Here is a 16,154-nt window from a genome sequence, read left to right as displayed (position 1 = left end):
CGCTGCTGCTGCAGACGGATGTCCGCAGCAGCAGCGCAAAATTCCCGGCAGCGGCCGGGCAGTTAACGAACGGGCGCGTAGCGCAGCAGCACGACGCCTGAGCTGAAGGTCTTAGTCTCGGTCAGCTTCAGCTTCAGCCGCTCATGAATTCCCCCCAATAAGCGGGGACCGCGTCCTGCAACGATAGGGTTTACGAGCAAATGATACTCATCCACCAAGCCCAGTTGCGCCAGGGTGGAGCCGAGGCCGGGACCGCCGTTGACGAGCAGATTCTTCCCTTCTGCCGTAAGCTTCGGCACTTCCTCGGAGACGGGCCCTTTCAACAAAAAAGAATTCTGCCACGATACATGATCCAGCGTCCGCGAGAACACGTACTTGGGCTGCCGGTTGAGCTTGTGCGCGAAGTCGACGATGAATGGGGGTCCATCGCCGCTGCTGGCAATGGCCGGCCAAAATTGCTCCATCAGCTGGTAAATCTCTCGTCCGAAAAGCCCGCCGTCGCAGCGGTCCATCAAATCTGCCGTGTACCGGTGAACCTCCTCATCCGCAATCATCTGTCTGTGGTCACAGCAGCCGTCCAGCGTTACGTTCATCTGCAGGATTACACGCCCCATATGTCCCGCCTCCTTTATAGCTACATTTTATAATATTTTTGCAGCCCGGAATTCTCTTGGATTGCTGATTTGGAGCCTGCGACCGCGGCATTGGCCGCTGCGCCGGACAGCCGAGGCCTGTCGTCGCTCGGGAACAGCCTTCCGGACGCAAAAAAAAGCGGCGCTTCGCACCGCTTTCCATAGCTGCTTGCCTTATTCATTGCTTGCCTTATTCATTCAACGCCTCGATCAAGGCCGAGAGGTTGTTCTCCATAATGCCGATATAGTCGAGGTGCCGCTCCTTGTCCTGCTTCGTCAGACCTTCGATCGGATTCAGCACGGCCGTCTTGGCGCCGGTCTCGTCCGCGATCGTCTCCGCGATCTTGGGATCGACCAGCTCCTCGAAAAAGATCGTGCCGATGCCGAGCGACTTGACCTTCTGCACGACGGCCGCCATCTCCGCCGGCGTCGGCTCCTGCTCGGGCGACAGTCCGGCGATCGGCACTTGCACAAGGCCGTACTCGCGAGCCAGATAGCCGAACGCGGCATGCTGCGTCACGAAGTCTTTTCGTTTGGTCCCTTGCAGACCGGACTTAAAATCCGCGTCGAGCTTCTGAAGCTTGGCGATATAGGCCGACGCGTTCGCTTCGTAGTCGCTCTTGTGAGCCGGATCGGCCTTCGCGAGTCCGTCCCGGATGTTCTCGACCTCGCGCTGCGCAAGCGCGGGACTGAGCCAGACGTGGGGATCGGCGCCGTCATGGACGTGGTCGCCGTGATCCGCTTCCGAATGAGCTTCATGCGCTTCCTCCGCATCGCCGCTTGCCAACGCAACTCCTTGCGAAGCCTCGACATTGACGCGCCCGGCATTGGCCGCGCTCGACAGCGCCTGCTCCGCCCAGCCTTCGACCATTCCGTTGTAGACGAACACGTCCGCCTTGGACAGCATGGCCATATCCTTGGGCGTCGGCTCCCAGTCATGGGGCTCCACGCCTTCCGGCACCATCGCGACGACTTCGGCCCGGTCGCCTGCGACCTGACGGGCGAATTCGTACATCGGGTAAAAGCTTGCCACGACGCGAAGCTTGCCCGGATCGCCGGCAGCGGGATCCGCGCCCTTCGTCGAACCCCCGCCGCCGCAGCCCGCCAGCAGCAGCGCGGCAGCTAACGGCAGAGCCGCCGCCTTGATCAGCACGCCTCTCACGATTTTGTCTCCCCCTTGTCCGGCACACGCACGGCATTCGCGGCATTCGCGGCACTCTGGAACAGCGCCGCTTCGAACCGGACGGCCGCGCCTTCGCCGGCCTGCCCGAGCCGGCTCCTGCGCTTGGCCGCCTTGACCGCGGCCTTCCTCAAGCCGATGCCGACGAGCAGCATCGCGAGCAGGATGAGCGCGATCGTCGCGCCGGGCGGCGTGCTCAAGGCATAGGAGGCGGCAAGGCCCGACCATACGCCGGCGAGGCCGAATGCCATGGACAGTCCGACCGCCAGCGCGAAGCTCGACGCCAGCCTGATCGCCAGCGCCGCCGGCAGCACGACGAGCGACGATACGAGCAGCACCCCGACGATCGGCATCGCCGCGGCGACGATCATGCCGGTGACGACGCTGAATGCGAGCGACAGCCAGTTCACGGGCAGTCCCGCCGTCTTGGCCGTATCCTCGTCGAAGGTCATCTGATACAGCGGCCGCCGCATCAGAATGAAGAATAGCGCGGCCAGCACGGATACCGCGAACATCAGAATCAGCTCGGTCCGGTTGACCGCCACGACCGAGCCGAACAGATAGGACGAGAAGCTCTTGCTCACGCTCTGGTTCAGGTTCATGATGATGACGGCGCTCGACAGGCCGCCGACCATGATGATCGCGACCGATATCTCACTGTATGTCTTGTACGAACGGCGGACGTACTCGACCGCAACCGCGCCGACGATGGCGATGGCGAATCCGGTCAGCGTCGGATTCCAGTGGAGATACGCGCCGGCTGCGATCCCGGCCAGGGAGACATGCGAGAGCATATCCGCCATGAGCGCCTGCCGGCGCAGCATGAGATAGACGCCGAGCGCAGACGCGACGAGCGCTATGAGTGCGCCGGCGAGAAATGCCCTCTGCATGAAGTCGTAGTGCAGCATCTCCACTTGCCATCCTCCTTCCGTTCCAGTTCGATGATGCGGTCCAAATACGGCGATACTTCGTCCAGGCCGTGCGTGACCATGACGACCGTCCGTCCGTACTGCTCCGTCTGGGCCTTCATCAGCTCGTAAAAGCCGAACCGGCTCTCCTGGTCCATACCCGTCGTCGGCTCGTCCAGCACGAGCAGGTCCGGCTCCATCGCCAGCGCCCGCGCGATGCAGATCCGCTGCTTCTGGCCTCCGGACAGCTCGCCGATCTTGCGATGCCGCAGATGCCACATGCCCACTTGCCGGAGCGCCTGCTCCGTCAGCTCGTGATCCCGCACATTCAATCTTCTGAGCCACGAGCCTTTGGTATAGCGGCCTGACCGCACGAACTCCAGGATGCTGCTGGGGAAGCCGCTGTTAAAAGCCGCAATCTGCTGCGGCACGTAGCCAATCGACAGCTTGCCGCCGCCCGTGCCGCGACTTGCGAGCGCAACCTTGCCCTTCCAGGGGGAGAGCAGTCCCATCATCAGGCGAAGCAGCGTCGTCTTGGAAGCGCCGTTCGGACCGGTGACGGCGACGAACTCGCCGGTGCCGATCTCCAGATTGACATCCTCCAGGCTCGGCACGTCATCATAGCCGAATACGACGCCTTCCATCGCAACAAGCTTCATCCCGCTCTCTCCCCTCTTCTTTATCGTAAAAGTTACACTTTTTATCCAAAACAAAAGGCTGCAGCGCAGCCCGGCTATTTTTCATTATAAACAGTAACAATTACACTTAAACAATATAACAGCACGCGGTCCGTGCGTCAACATCCAATCGTCGTCGGACGAGCTGTCCTTCAACGCGCCGTCTGCTGCGCACCCTCCTGCTGGCATTCCTCGCATACGCCGTAAATCTCGAAGCGATGGCTCAGCACCCGATAGTGGCCGGGCAGCTCCAGGTCTTCCTTCATGGGGCAATAGTCGAACGACAGCGTCTTCTCGCAGTTGGTGCAGATCAGGTGATGGTGGTGATGTCCCACACAGTTCGCCCTGAACTTGAGCCCGCCGTCCATAAAATAAAACTGCTCCAGCACACCCATATCGCTCAGCATCCGGAGATTGCGGTATACCGTATTAAAGCTGACGCTCGGATACTTCACGGCGAGCTGATCGTAAACGTCCTTCGGAGACAAATAGCCTTCGGTATCCGCGAATATGCGGGCAAGCGTCCGGCGCTGGTCGGTAATGCGCCATCCGGCCCTGCTCATCATCGACACCATCTCCGCCACCGTGGCGGACTCGCCGGCCGATCCCTGATCGTGACCGCAAGTGTCGTCGTGTTGGTGCACGCCCATCGATATCAACCTCCTATAACGCACAATCGGAAAGCGCGACGTAAGCCGGGTTCTGTTCTTCCGGTGGTAAGACGGACCTGGTGGTCCTCCCACGGATGGAAGCGACAATCATCTATCTAGGCCGTACGTTGCCGCACGGCTCGAGCGACCAACCCGAACGCGCCCCGGGCAAGGGCTGCGGCTGCGAGAGCCGCTGCGTTCCTCTTCGGTCTTGCTCCGGATGGGGTTTACCAGGAGCAAAGTCGCCAGTGCTCCTCGTGGTCTCTTACACCACGGTTCCACCCTTGCCTGATCCGCGACGGATCGCGGCCATCGGCGGTCCATTTCTGTGGCACTATCCTTCGGCTCGCGCCGACTGGACGTTATCCAGCATCCTGCCCTGCGGAGCCCGGACTTTCCTCTCGCGGCGCGAAGCCGCCAGCGATTGTCTGTCGAACTTTCCGATATGCACCGATAAGTATAACCAATATCGCGCTCCGGCACAATGGCAGCGGCACCCACATGCCGGTGAGCAGGCTGCAAAAGCAGGGTTTGCACATGCGCATCCTCAGCGATTCGACCGCCCAATCGTGCGTCCCCTACTTCAGCCTGAACGGCTCCGTATTCAGCTCGGAGGCGAACACTTCCGTCGCATAGCCCTTGTCCGCGAGCCGCTCGCGCAGCCACTGCGCCGTCTTGGGACGCATGATCTTCTCCGCGTAATGTCCCGGATCGACGATCGCGAGCCCGCCGGCTTCGGCATCCTGGGCCGAATGATAGTCGATGTCGCCCGTGACGAGCACGTCCGCGCCCATGAACATCGCCCGCTTGATATAGCTGCGGCCCGAGCCGCCGAGCACGGCGATCTTGCGCACCTGGCGCGCGCCGTCCCCGACGACGCGGACGAACGGCATGTCCAGCCGCGCCTTGACGAGCCCGGCGAAGTCATCCAGCGCCATCGCCTCGGGCAGCTTGCCGACGCGTCCGAGCCCGAACGAGCGGCCTTTCAGGTCGACGCCGTACAGATCGTAGGCGACCTCCTCGTACGGATGTGCCTTCAGCATCGCCTGCACGACCGCCTTGCGCGCGCTGTCCGGCACGATGATCTCGATCCGGGTCTCCTCCGCGCGCTCGAGCTTCCCCGTCTGCCCGATATACGGATCGCTGCCGTCCCGCGGCATGAACGTGCCGATGCCGTCTGCGTTGAAGCTGCAATGGCTGTAGTTGCCGATCCAGCCTCCGCCCGCGCGGAACATCGCGTCCCGCACCGCATCCTGATGCGAACGCGGCACGAAGACGGCGAGCTTGTACAGCTTGTCCGTATGAACCTCCTCCAGCACGTCGCGGCCTTCGAGGCCGAGCGCCTCGGCCATCCAGTCGTTCAGGCCGCCCTCCGCCGTGTCCAGGTTCGTATGCGACACGTAGACGGCGATATCCCGCCGGATCAGCTCGGCCGCCAGCGCTCCCGCAGGCGTATCGGTCTGCAGGTGAGCGAGCGGACGGTAGATCACGGGGTGATGCGCGACGATCAGCTCTGCGCCCAGCGCAGCCGCCTCGCGCACGACATCAAGATTGACGTCGAGCGTGACGAGCACGCGCTTGATCTCCTTGCGCAGCGAGCCGATCTGCAATCCGATCTTGTCGTCCGCGACTGCAAAGTGCTTCGGCGCGAGCCGCTCCATCAGCTGCGCGATCGTCTCTCCTCTTGCCAGCATGCCAGCACCTCCTTGATGTCGGCCGATACGCGCTCCCACGCTTCGAGCTTCGCCCGGGTATCGGCAGATTCGGATTGTCTCATCCCCTGCGCGATCCGCTCGCGCTTGACGAGCTCGGCCCGCCACTTGTTAAAGAAAGCTTCGTCCGTCGAACGGAGCAGCAGCGGGCCCATCTCGTACAGCAAATTCGTCGGCACGGCCTTGTTGCCTTCGCCCAGCAGCAGTGGGTCGTACAGCGCCAGATGGCGCGACTCGGACTGCGCCTCGTTGTCGGCGCGGACCGCCCGCAGCAGCGTGTAGCTCTCGCCGTCTTCCTCGACGATCGCCTCCCGCTCCAGCACGTAGCGGTGCGCCTGCAGCCAGCGGCGCACTTGATCCTCCGCCACATGCGGCGACAGAATCAGCGTCGTCACGTCCGACAGCGCCGCCCCCGCCTCGTCCAGCAGCCGCACCATCAGGCTGCCGCCCATGCCGGCGATGCAGACCGTGTCCACCTCGCCGGGCGAGAGCACCGACAGGCCGTCCCCGTGGCGGACGGACACGATGTGCCCGACGCCGGCGGACGCAACCTGACGCCTCGCCGCTTCCGCCGGGCCGGCATTGACGTCGCCTGCCACCGCGCGCGACACCGTGCCGTTCAGCGCGAGAAATACAGGCAGCAGCGCATGGTCGGTGCCGATGTCGGCGAACCTGGCCCCCGGCCGCACCCAGCTTGCGAGCGTCGCGAGCCGCTTGGACAGCTTCGGGGCTTCCGCCTTGCTATTGATATCGTTCATCGTCATGCAACCCATTCCATCCATTGTCTGCGCAGGCGGAACATCAATGTGCCCACCAGCGCGATTTTAATCAACAGCTCGATCTGAATCCAGTCCCGGGCCACGCCGAACAGCGCGGAGTAAACTTCAGGCATGAACCACAAAATGAGGGCGGTCGCGAACAATACGGCCCCCGTCATCTTGAACTTGACGTGCAGGAACCAGCTGAGCCATGCGAACAGCAGGGCGGCGGGCACCCAGAACACCTGCACCTCAAGCCAGCTCGGATGCGGCGCCTGACGCGACAGGACGGCCGCATACAAGGCGACGATGCCCATCCAGCCGAGCCAGTGCAGCACTGCGAACCGCTCCGCAATCCCGCATACGATCCAGATCAAGGCGCTCGCGACCAGCAGGATGAACAGACCGGGACCTTCCGTCCAGCCCTGGATATGCAAAATGGCGGCGCCCGACGCCGGCAGCAGCAGCATGCCTGCGGAGAGCAGCGTCAGCCCGCGGGCGGGAAGACTGTCCCTGAAGCGCGAGCCGAGCGCGACGAGCACGCCCGTCCCGATGACGGATATCGCGATTTGCAATGCCGGAGGAAACGCGCTAAAATGAAGGGCAACAAGACAGATCAAGGAAAATATGACAAGGACATACAACCACTGTTTACCCGACGCCTGGCCGATCTTTTGCAGCCGCTCCCCGGCCGCGCTCTTGGGCCGAACGGTCAGATCGTCCAGATATAAATTTTGGAGGAAGTCGCAATAGTGCTCCGGCAGCATTTTGGCCCGCCGCCAGGATTCGATTTCCCGCACGACCCATTTCCTTTTGTCCTCGTCTACTGGAGGCATGTTGCTTGCTCCTCTCGCTTCGCGTTGCTTGAAGCCAAGAAGACCTTGCAGCCGGACGGCCGGCGCAAGGTCCTCTGAGACACGGCAATGCGTCCCGTCTTCTTATTCCAGGAAGTCCTTCAGACGTTTGCTGCGGCTTGGATGCCGCAGCTTGCGGAGCGCCTTGGCTTCGATCTGCCGGATCCGCTCGCGCGTAACGCCGAATACTTTGCCGACTTCCTCCAGCGTGCGCGTCCGGCCGTCGTCGAGTCCGAAGCGCAGCCGCAGCACATTCTCCTCGCGCTCGGTCAGCGTATCGAGCACGTCCTCCAGCTGTTCCTTGAGCAGCTCGTACGCCGCCGCATCGGCCGGCGCCAGCGCCTCCTGGTCCTCGATGAAGTCGCCCAGATGCGAATCGTCCTCTTCGCCGATCGGCGTCTCGAGCGATACCGGCTCCTGCGCGATCTTCATGATCTCGCGCACCTTGTCCACGCTCAGCTCCATCTGCTCGGCGATCTCTTCAGGCGCCGGCTCGCGGCCGAGCTCCTGCAGCAGCTGCCGCGAGACGCGGATCAGCTTGTTGATCGTCTCGACCATGTGCACGGGAATACGGATGGTGCGCGCCTGGTCGGCGATCGCGCGCGTGATCGCCTGACGGATCCACCACGTCGCGTACGTACTGAACTTGTAGCCCTTCGTATGGTCGAACTTCTCGACGGCCTTGAGCAGACCCATATTGCCCTCCTGGATCAGGTCCAGGAACAGCATGCCTCGTCCGACATAGCGCTTCGCGATGCTGACGACCAGCCGCAGGTTCGCCTCGGCCAGCCGCTTTTTCGCCTCTTCGCCGCCTTCGCCGCCGATTTCGATTTTCTTCGCCAGCTCGACCTCGTCGTCGGCGCCGAGCAGCGGCACCCGTCCGATCTCCTTCAGATACATGCGCACCGGGTCGTTGATCTTGATGCCCGGCGGCAGCGACAGATCGTCGTCGAAGTTGAATTCGTCGTGCCCTTCCTCTTCGCGGTCGCGGTCGCGCCCGCCGCCCAGCTCGTCGTGGTCGTTGACGACCTCGATGCCGTGGTCCGCGAGCTGTTCGAAAAAGTCATCGATCTGCTCGGCGTCCTGATCGAACGGAGACAGCTTCTCCATGATGTCCTTGTAGGTCAGGCCGCCCTTCTTTTTGCCCTGCTCGATCAGCAGCAGCTTGACCTGCTCCAGCGAGCTCTCCGTCTCGAGTCCGGTGTGTTGATCGTTCGCCATTTCCGACTCCCTCCTCCCTGCAGCGACGGCTTCACTTCATTTTAAGCCGTTGCCTCAGGGCGATAATCTCTAGTCCAATTTCTGCAGCTCGTTGCGTGTCTCCGGCACGATCTGCCTGAATCATCTGCTCCTGCAAACTTTGCAAATCATCTTTTTTGGCCGCCTGACGTTCAACCGTGCGAAGATAATCCTCAAGCTGCCGCTCTCCGAATGGAACATCGATCAATGCGATGGCGGTGGCCGCACGTTCGAGCCGATCATCCTGAAGGTTGGCGGTGAATCTTCCTATGTCAGGCTGATTGCCCATCGCATAATAAGCGTATAGATAAGCAGCGATTGCCGCGTGATCCTCCACTTGAAAACGATCGCCAAGCCGCTCCTGCACGATGCCGGCCGTCTCTGCGTCCAGCAGCATCCACGACAATAAATGCCGTTCGGCTGTCACGTAAGCGGGCGACAAATCGGGAAGCTTGGCCGAACTTCGGTTATCATTCCATTCATTATTCCACGATCCGCCCGGATTATCCCCAGCCGTTCCCAATTTCTCCTGCTGCCTGATCTTGAATACGTCCTGCTTCAGGCTGTCCGTCGAAGCGCCGAATTCCTGGGCCAGCTCCTTCAGCGTGAGCTCGCGCTCGGTAGCCGATTCGCGCCGGGCCACCAGCTTGATCGCGTCTTCGAGGTATCGGAGCTTCCCGTCTTCTTCTAGAAGTATATGGGATTTCCTTAAATAGATGAGCTGAAATTTAAGCGCCGATACCGCCCCTTCGACGATCTCCCGCAGAAATGCCTCGGAGCCGTACGACGCGATGTACTCGTCCGGGTCCATCTTGCCCGGCAGCACACCCACTCTCACTCTGAAGCCCGCCTGCTCCAGCAGCGGGATGCTCTTGCTCGCTGCCGCCATCCCTGCATCGTCGCCGTCGTAGCAGACGACGGCCTCGTCCGCATAGCGCTTCAGCAGGGAAGCGTGCTCGGCCGTCAGCGCCGTCCCCATCGTCGCCACGCCGTTGTGGACGCCGGCCGACCACGCCTTGATCACATCCATATAGCCTTCGAACAGCACGACCTGACGGGACTTGCGGATCGTTCCCTTGGCCGCGTGGAACCGGTAGAGCGTCCGGCTCTTGCTGAACAAGGGCGATTCGGGCGAATTCAAATACTTGGGCTGCCCGTCCGACATCAGTCTGCCCGCAAAGGCGATGATCTTGCCGCTGTCGTCGTGGATCGGGAACATGACGCGGTCGCGGAATCTGTCGACGAACCCTTCGCCCTCATGACGCCTAGAGAGCAGTCCGCCCCGGTCCATCTCGGACAGATCGAAGCCGCGCTTGTCCAGCGCCTGCGTGAGCGTGTCCCATCTGGCGGGCGCATAGCCGACGCCGAATTCCTCGATCAGCCGGTCGGTCATCCCGCGGCCCCGCAGATAGTTCATCGCCTCCGTCCCCGCAGCCGTGTTGCGCAGCACGGCATGGTAGAGCTTCGCGGCGAACGCATGCGCCTCCGTCATCACGGACCGTTCCTTCTGGCGGGGCGTCTGCTCGCCCTCGGACGCCTGCCAGTTGATCGGAATGCCCGCTTCCTCGCACATGCTGCGGATCGCCTCGGGGAATGTCTCGTTCTCGATCTCCATGATGAACTTCACGACATTGCCGCCCTTGCCGCAGCCGTAGCAGTGAAAGATCTGCTTCTCCGGCGTCACCGTGAAGGACGGCGTCCGCTCGGAGTGGAACGGGCACAGCCCCTTCAGGTATTTGCCGTTCCTCGACAATTGAACGTAACGACCGACGGTCTCCGCAATATCGTACCGCCGAAGCACCTCGTCGATCGTCTCTTGTGGAATCATGCCGTTACTCATATCATAAGCCATCCGCCTTGCCGTTCATTTTCGGCACGTAATACAATTCGCTAAGAGAGACGATTCTCCTGCAACCTCCGAATAAGCAATGTCAGTTTTTGTTGAAATCGGTCGCGATCCTCGTCCGTGAACGGCTTCGGTCCCCGCGTCCGCATGCCTCCCCGGCGCTGCCGGGCCGAGAAATGCCGCTGCGCGAGCAGGCCCTCGATATCGTCCTCGCCGATGATCTTGCCGCGCGGCGTCAATACCGCCGCTCTTCGCGCGAGCCCGAGCGCAGCGAGGCCGTAGTCGCCGGTCACGAGCACGTCCGTAGCCTTCAGCGCGTTGGCGATATACAGGTCCGCCGACTGGTCGCTGTCGTCCACGGTGACGATGTCCACGCCTTCCTCCGACTGCAGCACATGCGCATGCGACGATACGAGCAGCGCGCGGATGCCCGCAGCCCGCACACAAGACGCGATCTCCGGCTTCACCGGGCAGGCATCCGCGTCCACGACGACTCTGACCGGGTTTAGCAGCATTCGACACCACCGCTCATTAATTATGTTGTGAGTCCCTATTATATACGCTACTTGTCTAATAAATCCTTCCTTGCGACCGAAAAATCGGGCCAACGTCCCGTAAGAAAGGAACAACCAGCCGCCTTGTGAGGCAAGCCGGTTGTCCGCTGGCAATCCGCCGAAAACGACTATTTTTCCAACCGTTCCATAATCAGGCTGGCCGTCTCCTCGACCGCTTTGTTCGACACGTCGATGATGACGCAGCCGAGCTTCTCCATGATGCCGTGCGCGTACTCAAGCTCCTGCTGAATCCGCTCGGCCGTCGCGTAGGAAGCCGTGTTCGGCAGTCCCAGCGCCTTGAGCCGCTCCACGCGGATCGCATTGAGCGCATCCGGACGGATCGTCAAGCCGAAGACCTTGGCCTTCGGCACGAGGAACAGCTCCCGCGGCGGCGTCAGCTCCGGCACGAGCGGGACGTTGGCGACCTTGTACGTCCGATGCGCGAGCACCATCGACAGCGGCGTCTTGGACGTGCGGGATACGCCGGTGAGCACGATATCCGCCTTCATCACGCCGGTCACGTCGCGGGCGTCGTCGTAGCGGACCGCGAACTCGACGGCCTCGACCTTGCGGAAGTAGCCGGCGTCGAGCACGTGGTTCAGTCCCGGCTCATGCCGGGACCGACAGCCGAAGCGCTGCTCCATCTGGTCGATGAGCGGGCCCAGCAGATCGATCGCCGAGATGCCGCGCCGCGCGGATTCGGCGGCCATATGCGTCCGCAGCGCGTCGATGACGAGCGTATAGAGCACGACGGCCCGCTCGCTCTGGGCCGCCTCGAGCACCGCATCGATCGCCTCCTGCCGCTGGATGAAGCCGGCCCGCCTGATCTGCACCTTGAGCGGATGGAACTGGGCGGCTGCCGCCCGCACCGCCAGCTCCCCGGTATCGCCGGCGGAATCCGAGACGACATAGACGGTCACGCTGTTTGCTTCCAAGTAGATCCCTCCCGTTCGCTCAAGATCGATCCGCCCGGTACGCCGGCGGGCGCTGCCGCGCGCCTGCTCCGGCGATCAACCGGCGAGCTTGGCGAAGTCGGCGAAGCCGCGCACATCGTCCGCGATCAGCCCGAGCAGCGCCAGCCTGTTGCGGCGGATCGCCTCGTCGTCGGCCATGACCATAACCGCCTCGAAAAACGCAGCGATCGGCCCGCTCAGCTCGGACAGCGCGGATAGCGCCTCGGTCAGCTTCGCCTCCGCCGTCGCCGTCACGATCGTGCCGTGCGCCTTCATCCAGGCTTCGTACAGCGCGCCCTCCGCCGGGTCTGCGAACAGCGAGGCGTCGATCTGGCGGGAATCCCCCGCCTTGGCCGCCAGGTTGGCGACGCGTCCGAACGCTTCGGCCGCCGGACGGAACGCCTCGCGGCTGTCGCCGGCCGCCGCAGCCTGCAGCGCCTTGGCCCGCAGCACCGTGCGGCGCACATCGTCGCAGCCCGCGCCGAGCACCGCATCCGTGACATCGTAGCGGATCTGCTGCTCCGTCAATACATTCTTTACCCGCAGCGCGAAAAATTCGCTCAGGTCCTTGGAGACGTCGAACGCCTCGCGCTTGCCGAGACCGGCCGCCGCGAACACGTCGAGCGACAGCTTGAACAGCTCGGACAGCCTAAGCTCCAGGCCGTGCGCCAGCAGCGTCGACACGATGCCCGCCGCCTGGCGGCGCAGCGCGTACGGGTCCTGCGAGCCTGTCGGGATGATGCCGATTAAGAAGCAGCCGACGATCGTGTCGAGCTTGTCGGCGATGCCGACGATCGCGCCGACGAGCGATGCCGGCGGGTTGTCGGATGCATTGCGCGGCGAATAGTGCTCGTTGATCGCCTTGGCGACGGCCGGCTCCTCGCCGAACTTGAGCGCGTAGTCTTCGCCCATGATGCCCTGCAGCTCGGGGAATTCGTACACCATCTGCGTGACGAGGTCGAACTTGCAGATGTCCGCCGCGCGGCCGACCTGCGCGCGAACCGTCTCATCCGCTCTCAGCAGCTCCGCGAGCTTGTCTGCGGTCGCGCGGACGCGGCGCACCTTGTCGGCGACGGTGCCAAGCTCCTCGTGGTAGACGATGCTCTCCAGCTTGTGCAGGAACGCGTCTATCTTGCCCTTCTGATCCTCGGCGTAGAAAAACTTCGCGTCCGACAGCCGGGCGCGCAGCACCTTCTCGTTGCCCCTCGCGACCATGTCGAGCGATGCCGCGTCGCCGTTGCGCACGGTGACGAAGTGCGGCTGCAGCTTGCCCTGCGCATCCAGCACCGGGAAGTAGCGCTGATGCTCGCGCATCGAGGTGATCAGCACTTCCTGCGGAATGTCGAGGAAGGCCGGGTCGAACGAGCCCGCGAGCGCAGTCGGCGTCTCGACGAGGAACAGCACTTCCTCGAGCAGGTCGTCCTTGATCGCGATCTCCCAGCCGCGGGACTTCGCCAGCTCGCCGAGCTGGGCCAGAATCGCTTCGCGGCGCTCCTCGATGTCGACGATGACATGCTGCTCGCGCAGCTTGGCCACGTATTGCGAAGGCTCGGCGATGTCCGTATCGCTACCCAGGAAGCGGTGTCCGCGGGATGTACGGCCGGTCTGCACATCCGTGATTGAGAACGGCACGACCTCGCTGCCGTGCAGCGCGACGAGCCAGCGGATCGGACGGACGAAGCGCAGCTCGTAGGCGCCCCAGCGCATATTTTTGGGGAACGTCATCGACGTGACGATCGCCGGCAGCGCCCCGGGCAGCAGCTCGGACGCGGCGACGCCGATGCTCGATTTGCGCGCATAGACGTACTCGACGCCCGCCAGCTCTCTGACGAACAGCGCCTCCGGCTCGGCGGCGTTGCTGCGCGCGAAGCCGAGCGCGGCCTTGGTCCAGGCGCCGCCCGCATCCTTCGCGATCTTGAGCGAGGGTCCCTTGACCTCCTCGCTGACATCCTCCTGACGGTCGGCCAGGCGCTTGACGATGACGGCCAACCGCCGCGGCGTCGCGTAGGCGGTCACGCCTTCGTGCGCCAGCCGATTGTCCGCCAGCCATTTTTCCGTCTTGTCCTTCAACTGCTCCACCGCGCCGCGCACGAATCGCGCGGGTACTTCTTCCAGACCGATCTCAAGCAGCAGATCCTTAGGCATTTTCCGTCGCCTCCTTTTTCAGCAGCGGGAATCCGAGGCGCTCGCGTTCCTGCAAGTAAGTTGCGGCAACCGCCCTGGACAGATTGCGAATTCGTCCGATATAACCGGTACGCTCCGTGACGCTGATCGCGCCGCGCGCGTCGAGCAGGTTGAACGTATGGGAGCATTTAAGCGCATAATCGTACGCAGGGAACACCAGATTCTCGTCCATCGCCCGTCTTGCTTCTGCTTCGTAGGTAGAGAACAGATTGAACAGCATCGCGACGTCCGACACCTCGAACGTATACTTGGAGTGCTCGTATTCCGGATGCTTGAACACGTCCCCGTAAGAGACGCCCTGGACCCATTCGAGTTCGAACACATTTTCCTTGTCCTGAATGTACGAAGCCAGGCGCTCCATCCCGTATGTGATCTCGACCGCTACCGGATGGCAGTCGATGCCGCCGACCTGCTGGAAATACGTGAATTGGGTAATCTCCATGCCGTCCAGCCATACTTCCCAGCCGAGTCCCCACGCGCCAAGGCCCGGATGCTCCCAGTTGTCTTCGACAAAGCGGATATCGTGCTGCAGCGGGTCGATGCCAAGCCGCTTCAGGCTCTCGAGGTACAGCTCCTGAATGTTGTCCGGCGAAGGCTTCATGATGACCTGGAACTGGTGATGCTGGTACAGCCGGTTCGGGTTCTCGCCGTAGCGTCCGTCCGCCGGACGGCGGGACGGCTCCACATAAGCGACGTTCCACGGCTCCGGTCCGAGCGTGCGCAGGAACGTCATCGGGTTCAGCGTGCCCGCGCCTTTTTCCGTGTCGTACGGCTGCACGACGATGCAGTTCTGCTCCGCCCAGAACTGCTGCAGCGTCAATGTCATCTGCTGAAAATTCAAGTTCGCCACTCCTTCGTAAATTGGGATCCAATCCGCCTTTTCCGCGGCGCCGGAACGCGACAAAAAACTCCCGTCCCACGTCTGCCGCGCAGACATAGGGACGGGAGCTCGATCCCGCGGTTCCACCCTACTTGACGCCCGAAGATACCGCCGGAAGTCCGAATCCGCGCTGTGCGGCTCGCTCCCGCGTTCCTTCGATTGCCCGCTCTTTGGTGTGGCCGTTCTCTCCGGAGTGCCCTTCGCCGGTTCGTCGCGCCGGGCTCGCACCGCCCCCGGCTCGCTGCAGCTGCCGACAGGCAACCGGCTACTCTCTTCCTTCAACGAGTACATGGCCATCAATATGCAACATTCTAGCCGATGGACGGCGAATATGTCAAATATCGGCGGCAGCAAGCGGCGCGCCGCGCATGCGCGCTACTCCCGGATCGTCACCTTCACCGGCGAATACTCCGCGATCACGGTCTGTCCGTGCACCGACACGCTGCCCTCCGGGGTCAGATCCTTCTCGGTCATGATGCCGAGCGCGATCGTGAAGCGGTTGAACTTGACCGGCACGCTGCGCTCGCGGCGGACCTCGGCGCCGTTGACGTAGAAGACGACCTCGTCCTCCGCCCTGTTGTATACGATCTTGTAGGTGTTGAACTCGCGCGCCTTGAAGTTCGTATCCTCCTGGAACACGCAGAAGTACCGGGTCTTGTCCGACGGCGGCACCTCGACGCCGGGGAACGGCAGCACCGCGTAGACGGATGCATACTTGTCATTGCCCGCAAAAAAGTCGAGCGCGGCGCCCGTGGAGAAATCGAGCAGGTTCAGCGAGACGTAGCCGTCGTACAGATCGCCGGGCGCCGTGCCCGTGCTGCGCGCGCGAATGTCCAGCTCAAAGCTGACCTCCCCGTTGTCCGGCACGACGACCTCCTCCACGGCGTAGTACATATGCTTCGCGTTGTCGAGAATTTGCACGCGGTCGTGGCTGCGGCTGAGCGGCGCGCGCACATACAGCATACCGTTGCGGACGATGACGACGGCATCGGGCTCCCGGTATTCCCAGAACGAGCCGTCCGGCAGCGGGAAGCCGCCGATTTTCCATACTTCGCCCTCGGACAAGATGCGGTGAAAATCGCCGAATACGATTTGCTTTTCCATCGAGCTGTCACTCCATATCGGAT

General features: G+C 62.6%; 15 protein-coding genes and 1 other RNA gene. All 16 read right to left on the bottom strand.

Going from position 1 to position 16,154, the window contains the following annotated elements:
• Positions 1-62 precede the first annotated feature (62 nt).
• Positions 63-614 carry a dihydrofolate reductase family protein gene (locus tag VQ071_RS04220; RefSeq protein ID WP_340512609.1) on the bottom strand — a complete coding sequence of 184 codons (552 nt, stop codon included), beginning with the start codon at positions 612-614 and terminating at the stop codon, positions 63-65.
• A gap of 208 nt (positions 615-822) precedes the next feature.
• Positions 823-1,794, bottom strand: a complete 972-nt coding sequence (locus VQ071_RS04215) for a metal ABC transporter substrate-binding protein (protein WP_445293255.1) — start codon at positions 1,792-1,794, stop codon at positions 823-825.
• A complete protein-coding gene (locus VQ071_RS04210; RefSeq protein ID WP_340512608.1) occupies positions 1,791-2,726 on the bottom strand; it encodes a metal ABC transporter permease in 936 nt (311 codons plus the stop codon). Before VQ071_RS04210 ends, VQ071_RS04215 begins: the two co-directional genes overlap by 4 nt.
• Positions 2,669-3,379, bottom strand: a complete 711-nt coding sequence (locus VQ071_RS04205; protein ID WP_340512607.1) for a metal ABC transporter ATP-binding protein — start codon at positions 3,377-3,379, stop codon at positions 2,669-2,671. The genes VQ071_RS04210 and VQ071_RS04205 overlap by 58 nt, the downstream gene beginning before the upstream one ends.
• A gap of 170 nt (positions 3,380-3,549) precedes the next feature.
• Positions 3,550-4,047 carry a Fur family transcriptional regulator gene (locus tag VQ071_RS04200; protein ID WP_445293254.1) on the bottom strand — a complete coding sequence of 166 codons (498 nt, stop codon included), beginning with the start codon at positions 4,045-4,047 and terminating at the stop codon, positions 3,550-3,552.
• A gap of 26 nt (positions 4,048-4,073) precedes the next feature.
• Positions 4,074-4,487: RNase P RNA component class A (gene rnpB, locus VQ071_RS04195), an RNA gene on the bottom strand.
• Between the two features lie 138 nt (positions 4,488-4,625).
• On the bottom strand, positions 4,626-5,741 hold the full coding sequence (locus VQ071_RS04190; RefSeq protein WP_340512606.1) for a Nif3-like dinuclear metal center hexameric protein: 1,116 nt from the start codon (positions 5,739-5,741) through the stop codon (positions 4,626-4,628).
• Positions 5,708-6,517 carry a tRNA (adenine(22)-N(1))-methyltransferase gene (locus tag VQ071_RS04185; RefSeq protein ID WP_340512605.1) on the bottom strand — a complete coding sequence of 270 codons (810 nt, stop codon included), beginning with the start codon at positions 6,515-6,517 and terminating at the stop codon, positions 5,708-5,710. The genes VQ071_RS04190 and VQ071_RS04185 overlap by 34 nt, the downstream gene beginning before the upstream one ends.
• A gap of 2 nt (positions 6,518-6,519) precedes the next feature.
• Positions 6,520-7,353, bottom strand: a complete 834-nt coding sequence (locus VQ071_RS04180; protein WP_340512604.1) for a hypothetical protein — start codon at positions 7,351-7,353, stop codon at positions 6,520-6,522.
• Between the two features lie 102 nt (positions 7,354-7,455).
• Positions 7,456-8,592: an RNA polymerase sigma factor RpoD gene (gene rpoD / locus VQ071_RS04175; protein WP_340512603.1), complete on the bottom strand. Its 1,137-nt coding sequence runs from the start codon at positions 8,590-8,592 to the stop codon at positions 7,456-7,458.
• Between the two features lie 31 nt (positions 8,593-8,623).
• Entirely contained in the window at positions 8,624-10,450 is a 1,827-nt protein-coding gene (gene dnaG / locus VQ071_RS04170) for a DNA primase (RefSeq protein WP_340512602.1), read from the bottom strand.
• 50 nt (positions 10,451-10,500) lie between these two features.
• A complete protein-coding gene (locus VQ071_RS04165; RefSeq protein WP_340512601.1) occupies positions 10,501-10,971 on the bottom strand; it encodes a YaiI/YqxD family protein in 471 nt (156 codons plus the stop codon).
• Between the two features lie 167 nt (positions 10,972-11,138).
• Positions 11,139-11,945, bottom strand: a complete 807-nt coding sequence (locus VQ071_RS04160) for a pyruvate, water dikinase regulatory protein (protein WP_340512600.1) — start codon at positions 11,943-11,945, stop codon at positions 11,139-11,141.
• 75 nt (positions 11,946-12,020) lie between these two features.
• Positions 12,021-14,108: a glycine--tRNA ligase subunit beta gene (gene glyS, locus VQ071_RS04155; protein ID WP_340512599.1), complete on the bottom strand. Its 2,088-nt coding sequence runs from the start codon at positions 14,106-14,108 to the stop codon at positions 12,021-12,023.
• Positions 14,101-14,988 carry a glycine--tRNA ligase subunit alpha gene (gene glyQ / locus VQ071_RS04150; protein ID WP_340512598.1) on the bottom strand — a complete coding sequence of 296 codons (888 nt, stop codon included), beginning with the start codon at positions 14,986-14,988 and terminating at the stop codon, positions 14,101-14,103. Before glyQ ends, glyS begins: the two co-directional genes overlap by 8 nt.
• 414 nt (positions 14,989-15,402) lie before the next feature.
• The gene (locus VQ071_RS04145) at positions 15,403-16,131 is read right to left on the bottom strand and encodes a DUF6081 family protein (RefSeq protein WP_340512597.1); all 729 of its coding nucleotides are present in this window, start codon (positions 16,129-16,131) and stop codon (positions 15,403-15,405) included.
• Between the last annotated feature and the right edge of the window lie 23 nt (positions 16,132-16,154).

The organism is Cohnella sp. 56 (assembly GCF_037963805.1).
Taxonomy (GTDB): Bacteria; Bacillota; Bacilli; order Paenibacillales; family Paenibacillaceae; genus Cohnella.
This window is presented reverse-complemented; position numbering and strand designations above follow the sequence as displayed.